The organism is Halorubrum pallidum, from assembly GCF_055380345.1.
Map to the genome: position 1 here is coordinate 2,545,284 of NZ_AP043945.1, position 14,187 is coordinate 2,559,470.

13 protein-coding genes are annotated in these 14,187 nt (G+C 68.3%); 5 read left to right on the forward strand and 8 right to left on the reverse strand.

The window, feature by feature from the left end; all coding sequences use genetic code 11:
* Positions 1 to 77 precede the first annotated feature (77 nt).
* Complete coding sequence (locus ACZ45C_RS14630; protein ID WP_460561518.1) at positions 78 to 767, reverse strand: DUF7108 domain-containing protein; 690 nt, start codon at positions 765 to 767, stop codon at positions 78 to 80.
* On the reverse strand, positions 754 to 1,350 hold the full coding sequence (gene rnhA / locus ACZ45C_RS14635) for a ribonuclease HI (RefSeq protein WP_460561520.1): 597 nt from the start codon (positions 1,348 to 1,350) through the stop codon (positions 754 to 756). The genes ACZ45C_RS14630 and rnhA overlap by 14 nt, the downstream gene beginning before the upstream one ends.
* Positions 1,351 to 1,615: 265 nt before the next feature.
* Here rnhA and ACZ45C_RS14640 point away from each other — a divergent pair, with 265 nt between their 5' ends.
* From ACZ45C_RS14640 to ACZ45C_RS14650, 3 genes are all read left to right on the forward strand, one after another.
* Positions 1,616 to 2,608, forward strand: coding sequence for a transcription initiation factor IIB (locus tag ACZ45C_RS14640; RefSeq protein ID WP_460561522.1), 993 nt, complete (start codon positions 1,616 to 1,618; stop codon positions 2,606 to 2,608).
* Positions 2,609 to 2,699: 91 nt separating this feature from the next.
* Positions 2,700 to 4,025 (forward strand): DNA repair protein NreA, encoded by a 1,326-nt coding sequence (nreA, locus tag ACZ45C_RS14645; protein WP_460561524.1) that lies wholly within the window; start codon positions 2,700 to 2,702, stop codon positions 4,023 to 4,025.
* Between the two features lie 69 nt (positions 4,026 to 4,094).
* Entirely contained in the window at positions 4,095 to 4,361 is a 267-nt protein-coding gene (locus ACZ45C_RS14650) for a preprotein translocase subunit TatA (RefSeq protein ID WP_460561526.1), read from the forward strand.
* A gap of 116 nt (positions 4,362 to 4,477) precedes the next feature.
* Here ACZ45C_RS14650 and ACZ45C_RS14655 read toward each other — a convergent pair whose 3' ends face one another.
* Both ACZ45C_RS14655 and ACZ45C_RS14660 read right to left on the reverse strand, forming a co-directional pair.
* A complete protein-coding gene (locus ACZ45C_RS14655) occupies positions 4,478 to 4,774 on the reverse strand; it encodes a DUF7130 family rubredoxin-like protein (protein ID WP_460561528.1) in 297 nt (98 codons plus the stop codon).
* Between the two features lie 104 nt (positions 4,775 to 4,878).
* Positions 4,879 to 5,877: a radical SAM protein gene (locus ACZ45C_RS14660; protein ID WP_460561530.1), complete on the reverse strand. Its 999-nt coding sequence runs from the start codon at positions 5,875 to 5,877 to the stop codon at positions 4,879 to 4,881.
* Positions 5,878 to 6,045: 168 nt separating this feature from the next.
* On the opposite strand from ACZ45C_RS14660, the gene ACZ45C_RS14665 reads away from it, so the two are divergent.
* On the forward strand, positions 6,046 to 6,786 hold the full coding sequence (locus tag ACZ45C_RS14665; protein WP_460561532.1) for a DUF6517 family protein: 741 nt from the start codon (positions 6,046 to 6,048) through the stop codon (positions 6,784 to 6,786).
* A gap of 105 nt (positions 6,787 to 6,891) precedes the next feature.
* Positions 6,892 to 8,001, forward strand: coding sequence for a DUF373 family protein (locus ACZ45C_RS14670; RefSeq protein WP_460561534.1), 1,110 nt, complete (start codon positions 6,892 to 6,894; stop codon positions 7,999 to 8,001).
* A 51-nt stretch (positions 8,002 to 8,052) separates the two neighbouring features.
* Here ACZ45C_RS14670 and ACZ45C_RS14675 read toward each other — a convergent pair whose 3' ends face one another.
* The 4 genes from ACZ45C_RS14675 to ACZ45C_RS14690 all read right to left on the reverse strand — a co-directional run bounded on the left by ACZ45C_RS14675 (position 8,053) and on the right by ACZ45C_RS14690 (position 14,151).
* On the reverse strand, positions 8,053 to 9,045 hold the full coding sequence (locus tag ACZ45C_RS14675; protein WP_460561536.1) for a cell division protein CdpA domain-containing protein: 993 nt from the start codon (positions 9,043 to 9,045) through the stop codon (positions 8,053 to 8,055).
* A gap of 84 nt (positions 9,046 to 9,129) precedes the next feature.
* Entirely contained in the window at positions 9,130 to 10,191 is a 1,062-nt protein-coding gene (locus ACZ45C_RS14680; protein ID WP_460561538.1) for a phosphotransacetylase family protein, read from the reverse strand.
* Positions 10,188 to 12,302 (reverse strand): acetate--CoA ligase family protein, encoded by a 2,115-nt coding sequence (locus tag ACZ45C_RS14685; protein ID WP_460561540.1) that lies wholly within the window; start codon positions 12,300 to 12,302, stop codon positions 10,188 to 10,190. The genes ACZ45C_RS14680 and ACZ45C_RS14685 overlap by 4 nt, the downstream gene beginning before the upstream one ends.
* 157 nt (positions 12,303 to 12,459) lie before the next feature.
* A complete protein-coding gene (locus tag ACZ45C_RS14690; RefSeq protein ID WP_460561542.1) occupies positions 12,460 to 14,151 on the reverse strand; it encodes a PAS domain-containing protein in 1,692 nt (563 codons plus the stop codon).
* Positions 14,152 to 14,187: the final 36 nt, after the last annotated feature.

Consider the following 14,187-nt stretch of genomic DNA (forward strand, 5'->3'; position numbering starts at 1 on the left):
GAGCGCGGTGAAAGCCGCGTTATCACACCGGAAGCGGCGGCGTCGTCGAACTCTCCGTCCGGACGCGGCCCCGACGGCTATCGGTCGGCGGGGTCGTCGACATCGGCCGCGACCGCGTCGATCACCGACAGGGACTCCTCGACGACGGCCAGCTGCTCGTCGGTCGGCCAGCCGTTGCGGACGAGGTACTCCTCTCGGAACTCCGCTCTCACGTCGGGCGTGGCGTCGTCGACCGGGCGGACGTAGTGGTTGCTCATGAACGCCGCGAACGTCCGGGCGGTGTCGGCGTGCACGTCGGCCTCGCGCTCGGCGACCGCGGCCGCGACGGCGTCGTTGTACGCCGCGATCTCTTGGAAGCGGTCGGCATCGCCCGATCCCGACAGCGACACCTCGACCGCGCGATCGGTGGTCTCGATCCGGTCGAGCTGGACGGTCCCGTCGGCCATCCACTCGTCGGGATACAACACGAGGGTGTCGTCGTCCTCCCGAAGCCGCGGAACGTAGTCGTAGTCCGCGACGAGTTCGTCGCGTCTATCGCGGTAGAACGCGGCCGCCGCGTCGTCGTCCGTTTGCCGCGCGAGCCGGGTGAGCCGCTCCGCCTCATCGACGACGTCAACCGGGACGTCGGGGACGCGATCGGCGGCCGCGTCGCGATCGGCGTCAGTCGCGGCGTCAGTCGCGGCGTCGCCCTCGCCGTCGGCGGTCTCCATCAGCTCTCGGGCCCGTTCTCGCGCCCACTCTGGGGGCTCGTCGTCAGTGTCGGTCATCGAGTGCCTCGTTGGCCAGATCGTCGGCGCGCGCGTTTATCTCTCGCGGAACGTGCCCGATAGACCACCGATCGAACCGGTCCAACAGCTCCCGGGCCCGTACCCGCCTCTCACGTAGTTCGGGGTCGTTGGCGTTCCACTCGCCGCGGACCTGCTTGACGATCAGTTCGGAGTCACCTCGCACGTCGATCTCATCGAACCCGTACTCGTCGGCCGCCTCCAGCGCCCGGATCAGCGCCGCGTACTCCGCCTGGTTGTTCGTGACGCGGCCGATTCGCTCGCCGCCCTCGGCGACGATACCGTCCGACGTGACGAGACACCACCCGACCGCGCCCGGTCCGGGGTTCCCGCGCGAGGCACCGTCGAAGTAGACGTGCGCGCGGCCGCCGCCCTCCTGCAACAGGGCCGTCAGTCGGGTCGGGTCGCTCCCCTGGACCACGACCTTGTCGTCGTACGCGACGGCGACCGCTCCGTCACGCTCGGCGCGCCACCGCTCGTGGGGGGTGTTACCCTCGTCGATCCGGACGCCCGCGTCCGTGAGTCGATCGCGAGCGGTCGCCGGATCGCAGTCGATCGTCGGCATGTACTCCCGGTCTGTGGCTGCGGGACATATGGCTGTCCGTCTGGATCAGGTGTGAACCGTCGCCGGCGGGGGAAACGCCTCGTCGCCGGGGGCGGGTGACCGGTCCCGGTGGCGGCGGTACATCGGTGACGCGCACGCGACGGTCTCGGCGGTCGCGGATCGCGGCCGGACGTGAACGTCCGGACGCGGCCGCCAATGGCACGTGTCAAACTCCCCGATCGTCACGAATGTTTAAGTTAATCCGCCGGGATACTATATAAATGCGATGACACGGCCCACCCGGCAACGGGATCACGACCGGCAGCGCGTGCGGGACGAGGACGTCGACGAGAGCGAGACCGATCCAGAGGAGGTGGACCCCGAAGATCTAGACCCCGAAGACTTCGACCCCGAGGACCTCACTCGGACGGCGGACGGCGAACTGATACACGAAGAGACCGGACTCATCGTCGAGGAAGAACAGATAGACCCCGGGCCGGAGTGGCGGGCGTTCAACCACTCGGAACGGCAGGAGAAATCTCGCGTCGGTGCCCCCACGACGAAGACGATGCACGACAAGGGGCTGACGACGACGATCGACTGGAAGGACAAGGACGCGTACGGCCGCTCTATCTCCTCGAAAAAGCGGTCGCAGATGCATCGGCTCCGGAAGTGGCAAGAGCGGATCCGGACGAAGGACGCTGGCGAGCGGAACCTCCAGTTTGCGCTCTCTGAGATCGACCGGATGGCGAGCGCGCTCGGCGTCCCGCGCTCGGTCCGCGAGGTCGCCTCGGTCATCTATCGCCGCGCGCTCAACGAGGACCTCATCCGCGGCCGCTCCATCGAAGGCGTCTCCACCGCCGCACTCTACGCCGCCTGTCGCAAGGAGGGAATTCCCCGGTCGCTCGAAGAGATCTCCGACGTCTCCCGAGTCGACCGCAAGGAGATCGGGCGGACCTACCGGTACATCTCCCAAGAACTCGGCTTGGAGATGCGCCCGGTCGATCCGAAGAAATACGTCCCCCGGTTCTCCTCGGAGCTGGAACTGAGCGAGGAGGTCCAGTCGAAGGCCAACGAGATCATCGAGACCACCGCCGAACAGGGGCTGCTCTCGGGGAAGTCGCCCACGGGCTTCGCCGCCGCCGCCATCTACGCCGCGTCGCTGCTCTGTAACGAGAAGAAGACCCAGCGCGAGGTCGCCGACGTCGCGCAGGTGACCGAGGTCACCATCCGCAACCGGTACCAAGAGCAGATCGAAGCGATGGGGATCCACAACTAGCGAAGAGGAGGGCCGCGTCGGCACCGGTCGCAGTGTTCCCCACGCGGCCGCGAGCAACGTTCAAGCGGCCGCGGCCCCAACGCCGATCCGAATGCGGCTCGACGAGTTCATCGAGTTCGAGGCGAACGAGCGCGCCGAGCGACGCCGCCTCGCAAGCGAGAAGGACTACGCGGTCCTCGACCACCTCGACTCCTTCGAGCGGCGCTTCGAGGAGCACGTCTCCGACGACGCGGTGGTCGGCAGCGTCTCTCCCTCCATCTTCGTCGGCCGCGCCGACTACCCGAACGTCTCGACCGGACTGCTCTCGCCCGTCGGCCGCGAGGAGCGCGCGGAGGCGTTCGAGACCTCCGCGTCGTGGTACGACGAGGGCGTCTCTATCTCGGACGTGTTCGACCGGCGGACGAGCCTGCTCAACTCGGCGCGCGGCGTCGACGTCGCGAGCGCGGGCGCGACCGGCGGCGTCGCGACGGTCACCGGAGACGACCCGGCCGAGAGCGTCCACGACGCGTGGGACGGGTGGCTCGGCGTTCAACGCGAGGTCGCGATCGCCGACCGTCCCGTCGACGTCGAAATCGGGTTAGACGGCACGCCGGACCTCGATTTCGACGTCGGGCCAGCGGACATCAAGACCCCGACGGGACCGCGTGCGGCCGCCCGCGAAGCCGAACTCGGCGAGAACCCGCACGTCCCCCGTCCGGTGAAAAAGACACTCGAAGACGATGACTGGCGCGCCGAGGGGGCGATGACGTACCTCTACCGCCGCGGGTTCGACGTGTACGATATCAACACGATCCTCTCTGCGGGCGCGCTCGGCCGCGGCGAGGACCGGCGGCTGGTGCCGACGCGGTGGTCGATCACCGCCGTCGACGACACTATTGGGCAGTACCTCCGGGGATCGATTCGTGACAATCCGACCGTCGACCGGATCGAAGTCCACCGTAACGAGTACCTCGGCAACGCCTTCTGGGTGATACTGGTCCCCGGGCGGTGGGAGTACGAACTCGTCGAGATGAAATCGCCCGGGTCGATCTGGAACCCCGACCCCGAGGCGGGCGTTTACCTCGCGGCCGCGAGCGAGGGGCGAGATGGCCGCACGGGGTACGTCGAGGAGACGTCCGGAGCCTACTACGCGGCCCGGTTGGGCGTCACAGAGCACCTCAACGAGCGCGGGCGACAGGCGAAGGCGCTCGTGTTGCGACACGTCTCCGACGACTACTGGGGCCCCGTCGGCGTCTGGCAGGTGCGCGAGGCCGTGCGAAACGCCTTCGACGGTGAGTTCGGGACCGCAGAGACGTTCGGCGAGGCGGTCCGCGGCGTGGCCGAGCACCTCCCGGTGTCGATCGGTCGCCTCCGGCGGAAGTCGACGATGGCTGCCGGGCTCCAAGCGAATCTCGGCGACTTCGTCGGCGCGGAGTGACGGAAGCTACGCCAGATCGTCGACTGGACTCCCGCCACGCTTTTTTTCCGGCGACGAGTCGCGACGAACATGGTCCCAACGGTCCCCGCGTTTGGCGGCATTCCGGCCGGTCCAGAGCTGTTGATCATCCTGCTGATCCTCGTCATATTCGTCGTTCCGGCGATCGCGGTCGCCGTGATCGTTCTGCTCGTACTCAAGCTCCGATCGGCCGACGACGCCGACGCGGCCGACGAGTCTGACGCCGATCGGATCGCGGAGCTGGAGGCGGAGGTCGAACGGCTCCGCGAGAAGGTGGAGGGCGAGCCGGACGAGCGCGACCGCGACGAGGATGTGTGAGTTCGTGAGGTGTGACGCGGCCGGTGCTTCGGCGGCGGTCACCGCGCCGCTGATCGCCCGTACACATCCACCGCAGCGGTCATATCCGCCGCAACGGTTCACGAGCCGTTTCCCACTCAGTCCTCGGCCCAGTAGTACAGATCCTCCCGGGGCGCGTCGCAGTTCGGGCAGTTCGAGGGGAGTTCGTTCCCGATCTCGCCCATCTCGCCGCACTCCCAGCAGCGCCACATCACGTAGGCGGTGCCGAACACGTCGCGGGCGTCAGTGAGCGTCAGCGGCTCCGACCCCGACGGCGACGAGACGTAGAAGCCGTCGTCGTCGACCCCGCGGACCGTCCCGAGCTGGTCGCCATCCTCGTCGTAGACGGACTGTCCGATACTCACGTCGGCGAATACGGGTTCTTCGGAGGCCATGTGCGGGAGATACGCACCGCTCCCTGATAAGTGTGGTACGTGAACTCGACGCATGGAAGCCGTGGGGACTCACATCGACGCGGAACCGGCGGAACCGTCCCGACTCAGGCGACCGGCGTGCGCTCGACGACGGTGCCGTCGACGGTCGGGTACTGCTCGACGATTTCGCCCTCCGCCAAGTCGCCGTCCTCGACCATCTCTTCTAAGAGCCACCACGCGACCTCGACGTGGTCGGATTTGACGGTGTAGAACTCCTCGGGAACGCCGAGCGCCTCGAAGCGGTCGGCGTCGGCGAACGCCTTCCCGTAGACGAGCGTGCCGTCGTCGGTCACCTCGTCGAACTCACGGCGAATGTTCTTTGCCATCCGCTTCAGGCGGTTACGGTGTTGGGCCGCATCCTTGAACACGGACGTACAGAAGTACACCTTCTCGTGGCTCGCCATCTCTTCGAGGATGGCGTCGTCTTTCGATCCCTCGACGGCGGACATGTGGCCCTCCTGCAGTTCGAAGCCCTCCTCTTGCATCCGCCGGTAGTTCCCGTCGCTCATCTCGAACTCGTTGATGTTACAGAACTCGGCGGCACCCTCGTCCAAGAACTCTAGGAACTCCGGCTCCGCGCGGATACCCGGGATCTCGAAGGCGGGCGTGAGACCCTCCTCGCGGGCGATGTACAGGATTTCCTCCCACTCGGTGCCGTGCATGTCGCCCCACAGCTCGACGGGCGGGTGGAAGCGGATCTCGTCGAGGCCGGCCTCGCTCAGCCGGCGCATGTTCTCGCGGCCGCCCGTGATTCCCGTGTACAGGTGCGTGTGGTGGTCCTCGCCGAACTCGTCTTTGAGCAGTTCGAGGTACCGCGTGGTCTTCGCCATCGCCTCCTGGGGTTCGCCGCCGGTGATGGAAGTGCCGAGCGCGCTCATGCGCTTGGCCTCCTCGATCACGTCTTCGTCGGACTCGACTTTCCGCTCGTTGGCGTACACGTCGGTGACGTTCTTCCGGTTCTCTCCGAGGGGGCAGTAAAAACAGTCCCGCTGGTCGCAGTAGCCGTAGACGAACAGCACCATCTTGCCGCCTTTGGCGCACTGTTCACAGCCCTTGGAGATCATCTGTCTTACCGTACCGGCCGCGGCCTCAAAAAGCGTCCGAACTCCGCGTTCGGGCGAGAGCGGTTGTCACGGAGGCGTCTCCGCGGGCGGGTCAGTGGCTTGCGGCGTGTCGCGGTCGCACTCCATTCGAACACAAAGTATGTACCCCCGACGGCGAGACGGGTGCGCATGGCCCGAAAACTGACTGTCGACGACGCAGCCGGCGACGAGGAAACGCTCGACGAGCCGGACGCCGAGCGAGACGCGACCAGCGCGTTCACCCGGCGGCGGGCGCTCGCGGCCGGCGGCGCTGTGGGGCTCGCGAGCCTCGCCGGCTGCACCGCGCTCGATGTCGCCACCGGCGGACCGGCCGAGTTCGCGGCGGGGACCGCGACGGTCGCCGACGCGACGCTCGACGAAAGCGGGTACGATCTCAACGAGGTGTCAGAGGAGACGATCACCCGGGAGGTCGAGGCGGCCGGAACGACCCGTGAAGTCCGGGTGACGAACACCATCGCCGAGTACGACAAGGCCGTCGAGGTGCTCGGCGAGCGCTACCAGGCCGCCGTCTTCGCCGCGGTGGCGACGCCGCAGGTCCGGGTGCTCGGACAGGCGTTCAACCCGATCGACGACCTCGATTCGCGAGAGCGCGCCGAGCTGATCTTGAGCCGATACGAGGGCGTCGGCGACCTCGAACGCGGCTCGGAGTACGCGACGACGGTGCTCGACACCGAGACGAGCGTCGGCGTGTACACGGCCGACGGTGAGGTCGAGGGGACGGGGGTAAGCACCGAACTGGAGATCCACGTAGGGGATCCGGTCGAAGCCGGCGACGACTTCGTCCTCCCACTCGCCAGCTACCCGGCCTCGTTCGGCGACGGCGAGAACGTCCGCCGGATGATGAACGGGATCGAACACGAGTCGGCATAGCGGAACGAACCCGCGTCCGGGGGCACCGACCGCCGACGAAACCGCGGGGTGACGGCACCGGCGAGAGCCGAAAGCATATGGCGGGCCCTCGCGTAGCCCCGATCGATGCTGCTCGTCCTCTGTGTCGACCTCGACGACGACCTCGGCCGCAAGACCGGGATCCCCACCCCGGTCGTCGGCGTCGACGAGGTCACGGAGGGCGCGGTCGCGCTCGCGACCGCCGACCCGGAGGACTCCGACGTGAACGTGCTGTTTCAGGGCGTTAACGTCTACGACGAACTCGCCAGCGAGGGCGAAACCGTCGAGGTCGCCGCCGTGACCGGCGTCGACGGCTCCGACGTGAAAGCCAACCGCGCGGTGGGGAAAGAGGTCGACCGCGTGCTCGCGGAGCTATCGACCGGCGAGGAGGTGTCCGCGGTGGTCATCACGGACGGCGCACAGGACGAGTCCGTGCTCCCCGTGATCCGCTCGCGGATGCCGATCGACGGGATGCGCCGCGTGGTCGTCCGGCAGGCCCAGGACCTCGAGTCGCTCTACTACACCATAAAACAGGTCCTCGCCGACCCCGAGACCCGAGGCACGATCTTGGTCCCGCTCGGCGTCCTCCTCCTCATCTACCCGCTCGTCGTCGTCGCGAACCTGTTCGACATCGCCGGGGCGGCGGTGCTCGGAATACTCTCGGGCGTCGTCGGCCTCTACTCGCTGTTCCGCGGGCTCGGCCTCGAAGACACCGTCGACCGGACCGCCTCGACCGTTCGAAACGTCCTCTACACCGGTCGGGTGACGCTCGTTACCTACGTCGTCGCGCTCGCGTTGATCGTCGTCGGCGGCGTTCAGGGGTTCGAGACGATCGACACGGTCGCGGCCGCTCGCGGCGGCGAGACGACCGCCGGTATCGATCTGGCCGCGTTCGTCCACGGCTTCGTGCAGTGGCTCGCGGTCGCCGGCGTCACCTCCAGTCTCGGCCAGATCACGGACGAGTACCTCGCCGGTCGCTTCCGGTGGCGCTACCTCAACGCGCCCTTCTACGTGCTGTCTATCGCGGTCGTGTTGTACGCCGTCTCCGGGTTCTTCCTCCCGGCCGCGCCGGGCGTGACCGCGCTCACGCTGTCCGACCTCGCGATGGCGCTCGCGGCTGGCACGCTCACGGCGGTGTTGAGCACGCTCGCGTTCGCGGTCGCCGAGTCGCAGCTGCCCTCGGCCGAGCCGACCTGAGAAGCGGATCCGATTCGACCGCCGATCGCTCCGTGTGACCGCTCCGGCCCGCTACCGAGGGGTCCACTCGTCGCACGCGTCCATGTCGTCCATCAGCTCGTCGTGGTGGCCACAGTACGGCTGCATACCCTGATCCGTGCGGACGTAGTCGAACTGCGCGCAGTTCCCGCAGTAGGTGTCGCCGGGGCCGTCGCGAGGGGAGGCCTCGCCAGACGCGCTCGGCCGCGACGCGGAGTCGGGCGCGCCAGGTCTCGTCGTCGCCGCGTCGTCGAGCGGCGATCTGATCTCGGTCGGACTGCTCCCTCCGTCGCTGACTCCCGCAGAGCCGGGATTCGTGCCGGTTCCGGAGACGCCGCCGGGAGCGCCGCTCGGTTGACCGCCGGATCTCCTCTGTTGGCCCCCAGACGCCCGGTTGCCGCCGGAGTCGCCCGTCTCGTCCGGTCGGTTGGTCTGCGTCTCGACGTTTCCGTCGGGGGTTCCACCGAGGAGACCGACGCCGCCCATGCCGTCTATCTGCTCGCGTCCGACCTCGATCACCTTCGTTTCGCCCTTGTGTGTCACCTCCATCGTGACGGTCCCGCCGGGGTCGTTCCGGGTCTTGAAGTTGGCGACGCCGACGAACACGCTCCACATCGTCGTCGCCGCGCCGAGGAAGTACAGGCCGGCCGTCGGCAGCGTGAGGTCCGTCAGTTCGGGGCGCGGGCCCCCGACCCAGTGGTACGGGTACGCGTACGCGAACAGCGCGACGCCGAGGCACATGACTGCGGCCCCGATCACGGCGGTCGCCCGGGTCTTGCGGTCCGCCGGGAGCACGGTCATCACGCCGAGCAGCAACAGGGGGACGCCCGCGCCGCCGAGCACGCCGCCGGCCCGCCGCGCCGCCCCGGAGCCGTAGCCGCTCGGAAGCACCACCTCCGCGGCCACGAGGATTCCGGCGACGAGCAGCAGCGTGCCGACGACGAACGAGCCCACGCCGAGGTACAGCCGACGCGGGTCCACCTCGGAGCGTCCCCGTCCGCCATACGCCTCCGAGAGACTGGTCATACGCGGGCTACGTCGTCCTCCCTGAAAACAGTATGTCAGACGTTCGCCCGTGGCGGCCGACGGCGAGGGGATCCGCCTGAGACCTCAGACGAGCGCGTCGACGTCGACGTGTGCGTCGAGTAGCGTCGCCATTCGGTCGACGGTGCGCGCGTCGCGAGTGCGACCGCCGCGGACGACGCCCTCGGCCCGGTCGATGGTCGTGACGGTGTCGGTGTTGACGGCGAGCACGGGTTTGCCGGCGTCGGCGGCCTTGCCGAGCACCGCGCCCGAGGGTCGGTGACCGCCAGTGAGGACGAGACACGCGACGCCGGAAGCGTCGAGCGCCGCGGTCTGCACGTCGGCTCGGTCGCCGCCGGTGATCACCGCGGCGTCTCGCGCGCGCCGGAAGTAGCGGAGCGCCTCGTCGCCGCCCATCGCGCCCACGAGGAAGCGCTCGACGAAGGCGTCCGTCGGCGCGTCGGTGAGCAGTTCGGCACCCAGTTCGTCCGCGAGTTCGCCGACGGTGACGCCGGCGAGTTCCTTCTCGTGCGGGATCGCCCCGAAGACGGTGATACCCTTCGATTCGAGGAACGGGATCCCGTCTTGATCGAGCGATTTGAAGGCGTCGTCGGAGACCTTGTTGAACACGACGCCGGCGAGCCGGTCGCCGAACGCGTCGACGGCCGCGAGCACCTCGTCGAGGTCGTTCGGCGACGCGTACTCGGCGACGAGCACGACCCGCGCGTCGAGCAGTTCCGCGACGTCGACGTCGGTCAGGCCGACCACGCCGCCCGTGGTCCAGCTCCCGCCGCCCTCGACGAACATGTGGTCGCGGTCGGCCGCCAGCGCCTCGTACTCCTCGCGGATGCGGTCGTGGAGGGCCTCCGCGTCCTCCGTGCCGCGGATGGCTCCCTCGACGAAGGTGGGCGAGTAGACGACCGGCTCCATCTGGTGCATCTCGGCGTCGAGCCCGAGCACCTCGCGGGCGAGCATGGGGTCTTGGTCGAGCGTCTTGCCGACGTTCGACTGGAGCCGCGTCCCCTTCGGTTTCATGTAGCCGACGCTGCGGTCGCGGTCGGCGGCGAGCCGCGCGAGGGCGACGGTGATGGCGGTCTTTCCGACGTGTTCTCCGGTCGCGGTGACGAGTGTCGTGTGTGTGTCTGTCATGGGTCGAGTTCCTCCGGGTCAACCGTAAGTCTCACGTCGACGGCGGCGGCGTTCGTGCCGCCGTCGTCGTCGGGCAGTGCGACGAGGGGGTTGATGTCGAGTTCGAGGACGGCCGGGAAGTCGGTGACAAGCTGTGAGAGCCGACCGATCGTCTCGATCACGGCGTCGACATCGACCGGGTCGCGGCCCCGGGCCCCGCGGAGGAGTGGGGCCGACCGGATATCCTCTGTCATCTCGCGTGCCTCCGGCTCCGAGACCGGCGCGACCCGGAAGGTGGTGTCCTCCATCACCTCCACGAAGATGCCGCCGAGTCCGAACATCAGCAGCGGGCCGAACTGCGGGTCGCGGTTCATTCCGACGATCGTCTCGACGCCGTCGTCCAGATCGACCATCTCCTGCACCTGCACGCCGAGGACGGTGGCGTCCGGTTGGTAGTTGCGCGCGCGGGTGATCAGGGTCTCGTAGGTGTCGGCCACGTCCGCGTCTGCGACGCCGACGGCGACGCCGCCGATATCGGACTTGTGGAGGATGTCCGGCGAGACGATCTTCATCACCACGTCGCCGTCGATCCCGGCCGCGACCTCGCGGGCGCGCTCCGGGGAGTCAACGATCTCGCCGGCCGGCGTTTCGATTCCGTACGCGTCGAGCAGCGCCATCGCCTCGACACCGAGGCGGTTGTCGTCGCGCTCGCGTACCGTCTCCAGGATGTCGCGGGCGCGCTCGCGGTCGACGTCGAACGCCATCGGCTCGGCGTACTCTCGCGCTTTGATGTCGCGGTACTCCGCGAGCGTCGCGAGGCTGTCGACGGCGCGCGCGGGGTCGAAATAACAGGGAATCCCCTGCGACTGGAGCTGCCGTTTCGGTCCACGGGTCCGGTCACCGCCCATAAGACAGGCCGCGACGGGCGCGTCCATCTCCCCGCTGACCGCCTCGATCGCGTCCGCGAGGTCCGCGAAGTCGATCGTCGCCGTCGGGGCGGCCAACACGAGGGCGGCCCCGACGGAGTCGTCGCTCACGGTGATCTCGAGCGCCTCGCGGAACCGCTCCACGTCGGCGTCGCCGATCACGTCGACCGGATTGTGGATGTTCGCTTCCTCGGGCATCGCGTCGGCGAGCCGGTCGCTCGTCTCCCGCGTGAACGAGGCCATGTCAAGGTTGGCGTCGCCGACGGCGTCGGTCGCCATCACGCCGGGACCGCCGGCGTTCGTGACGATGGCGACGCTGTCGGTGTCGGGGAGCGGCTGGCTGCCGAGGATGCCGGCGGCGTCGAACAGCTCGTCGACCGACTCCGCGCGGATGACTCCCGCCTGGTCGAGGCCGGCCTCGTACGCCTTATCGGAGCCGGCGAGCGTCCCGGTGTGCGAGGACGCGGCCTGTGCGCCCGCGCTCGTCCGGCCCGACTTCACGGCGACGATCGGCGTGTCCTGAGAGGTCTCACGGGCGGTGTCGATGAACTCGCGGCCGTCCTCGATCCCCTCCAAGTAGCCGATGATCACGTCGGTCTCCTCGTCTGACCCCCAGTGGTCGACGAAGTCCGTCTCGTCTAAGACCGCCTTGTTCCCGAGCGAGACGATGTCCTTGAAGCCGATCCCGTTGTCGTTGGCCCAGTCGAGGACCGCGGTGACGAACGCGCCCGACTGGCTCATAAAGATGAGCCCGCCGGGCAAGGCGTTCTCCGGTCCGAACGTCGCGTTCATGCCCGACGGCGTCGACATGACCCCCAGGCTGTTGGGGCCGACGAGGTTGAGTTCGTACTCGTCGGCTAGCTCCGCGAGGCGGCGCTCCCTCGCGGCCCCGTCCTCACCCGTCTCGCCGAACCCGGCGGTGATCACGACGACGTTTCGGACGCCGGCCGCGCCGCACGCCTCGATCGCGTCCAGCGCGATCGACGGCGGCACGACGATCACCGCGACGTCGGCGGCGGCGTCGGCCACGTCGTCGACGCAGGGCGTCCCGAGCACCTCGTCGTAGTTCGGGTTGACGGGGACGGTGTCGCCGTCGAAGTCGTCGAGTAAGTTCGACGTGACGGCGCGCCCGACGGCCCCCTCACGAGATGTCGCGCCGACGACGGCGACCCGATCCGGGTCGAACAGTTCGTTTAGCGTACCCATCAACGATCACCTACGCGAACCGGCGGCTTAAGGTCGGTGGGAGCGGGTTCACGAGTCGAGTCAATCGCGATCGACCGATCAGTTGTGCCGTCTCGCGGTCGTCGATATCAGTTCAGGCGGATCTGTCGTGTCAGTCGATCGGGAGCGACCGGTCGCGTCAGCCGTTCGACATCGCGCCGAAGTCGCGGACCGGCGGCCGGCCGTCGCCTTCGGTCGGGACGGCGGCGCGTTCGGCGTCGTCGCAGTCGGCGTTCGGGAGTGACAGCGTCACCACGTTCCCGTCGTCGTGGGTGTCGAACGCGATGTCGCCGCCGGACCGGTCGGCGACCCAGTAGACGAGCCACAGTCCCATCCCGTTGGTGTGGTTGAGGTCGTCCATCTCCCACCGGTCGGTGACGGCGGACCGCTCTTCCGGGGGAATCGGCTCGCAGTTGTCCCACACGATGATGTCGACGGTGTCGTCCGAGACGGACACGTCGATCCGGATCGCGGGCGTCGACTCCGCGTGCTCGACCGCGTTGGCGACCAGCTCGGCGACCGCGTAGTCGATCTCCGGATGCGTGAACGCCGACACGTCCGGCGGACACGAGGCGAACAGCTCCGGAACCGACGCGTCTCGATCGGTGGTCGTCTCGGGCGCGTCCATACCGATGAGACGCACATCGGACGGGTCGACAGTTTCCCCGTCGGTCGTTCCCGGAACTCTCGCATCGTCCGCATTCCCGTCGGACGCTCCCGTGCAGTCGACTGCGACCGGCCCCTCACAGTCGTCGGCGACCATCTCGACGGCGGCCTCGACCGCCGGTTCGAGTCTGATCGGGCGCGGGGACCTGCGCTGGCGGAGCATCTCGATCACGCCGCGCTGCTTCTCGGCGGTCGTCAGCAGGTCGTCGGCGACCCGTTGGATCGTCTCGACGTGATCCGTGACCGCGTCGGCGAAGCCGACGGGGAGAGACCCCGCGTCGACGTCCGTCGGGTCGCGATCGTCTGCGCCGTCGGCGTCGTCCGCGTCGCTCGCCTCGGCCACTCGATCGGCGATCTGCGCCGCGGTGCCGTCGACGATGTTCATGTCGTTTCGAATCGTGTGCCGCAACAGGTTGTCCATCACCGCGAGCTGTCGCTCTCGCCGGTACTCCTCCGTCACGTCGCGAGCGAATCCGGTGACTGCGACCACCTCGCCGTGCTCGATCACCGGTTCTCCCGGCACCCGAACCCACGTGGTCGACCCCTCGTCGGTACCGAGCCGATAGTCGAGGTGGGTCGACTCCCCGTTCGAGAGCCGGTCCATCGCGCGTTCGACGTACGGGCGGTCGTCGGGGTGAACCGCCTGGAGGAAACGCCGTGGCTGCCGTTCGAGCGTCTCGGCGGACACACCGTACACGTCCTCGACCGCGTCGTTGACGAACAGCAGATCGCTCCAGTCGGCCGAGAACATCCAGAACACGTCCGAAGAGACCGACGCGATCGTCTCTAACCGGCGTCGAGACTCCACTTCCTCGGTGACATCGCGCGAGGTCAACACGTAGCCGTCGACGCCGGTCTCCGCGGGGGCGTGGACGGTCGTGCGGAGCCATATCCACTCTCCGTCGGCGGTTCCGTACCGGTATTCGAACGGCTCGTCCGTCCCGCGCTCGCCGGCGACGATCGCGTCGAAGACGTCGCGGACCCACTCCCTGTCGTCGGGATACACGAGTTCGAACGCGTCCGCGCCGATCAGTTCCTCGGGGTCGAATCCGAGGAGATCGGTGACGGCCGCGTTGCAGTAGTGGTAGATCCCGTCGGCGTCGAGGACCACGACCTTGTCCTGTGCGAGGTCGATGAGTGTCCCGGGATCCGGCCGCTCACACATATCGAAACGGCATCTGTGCGCGGTGATAAGGGTATT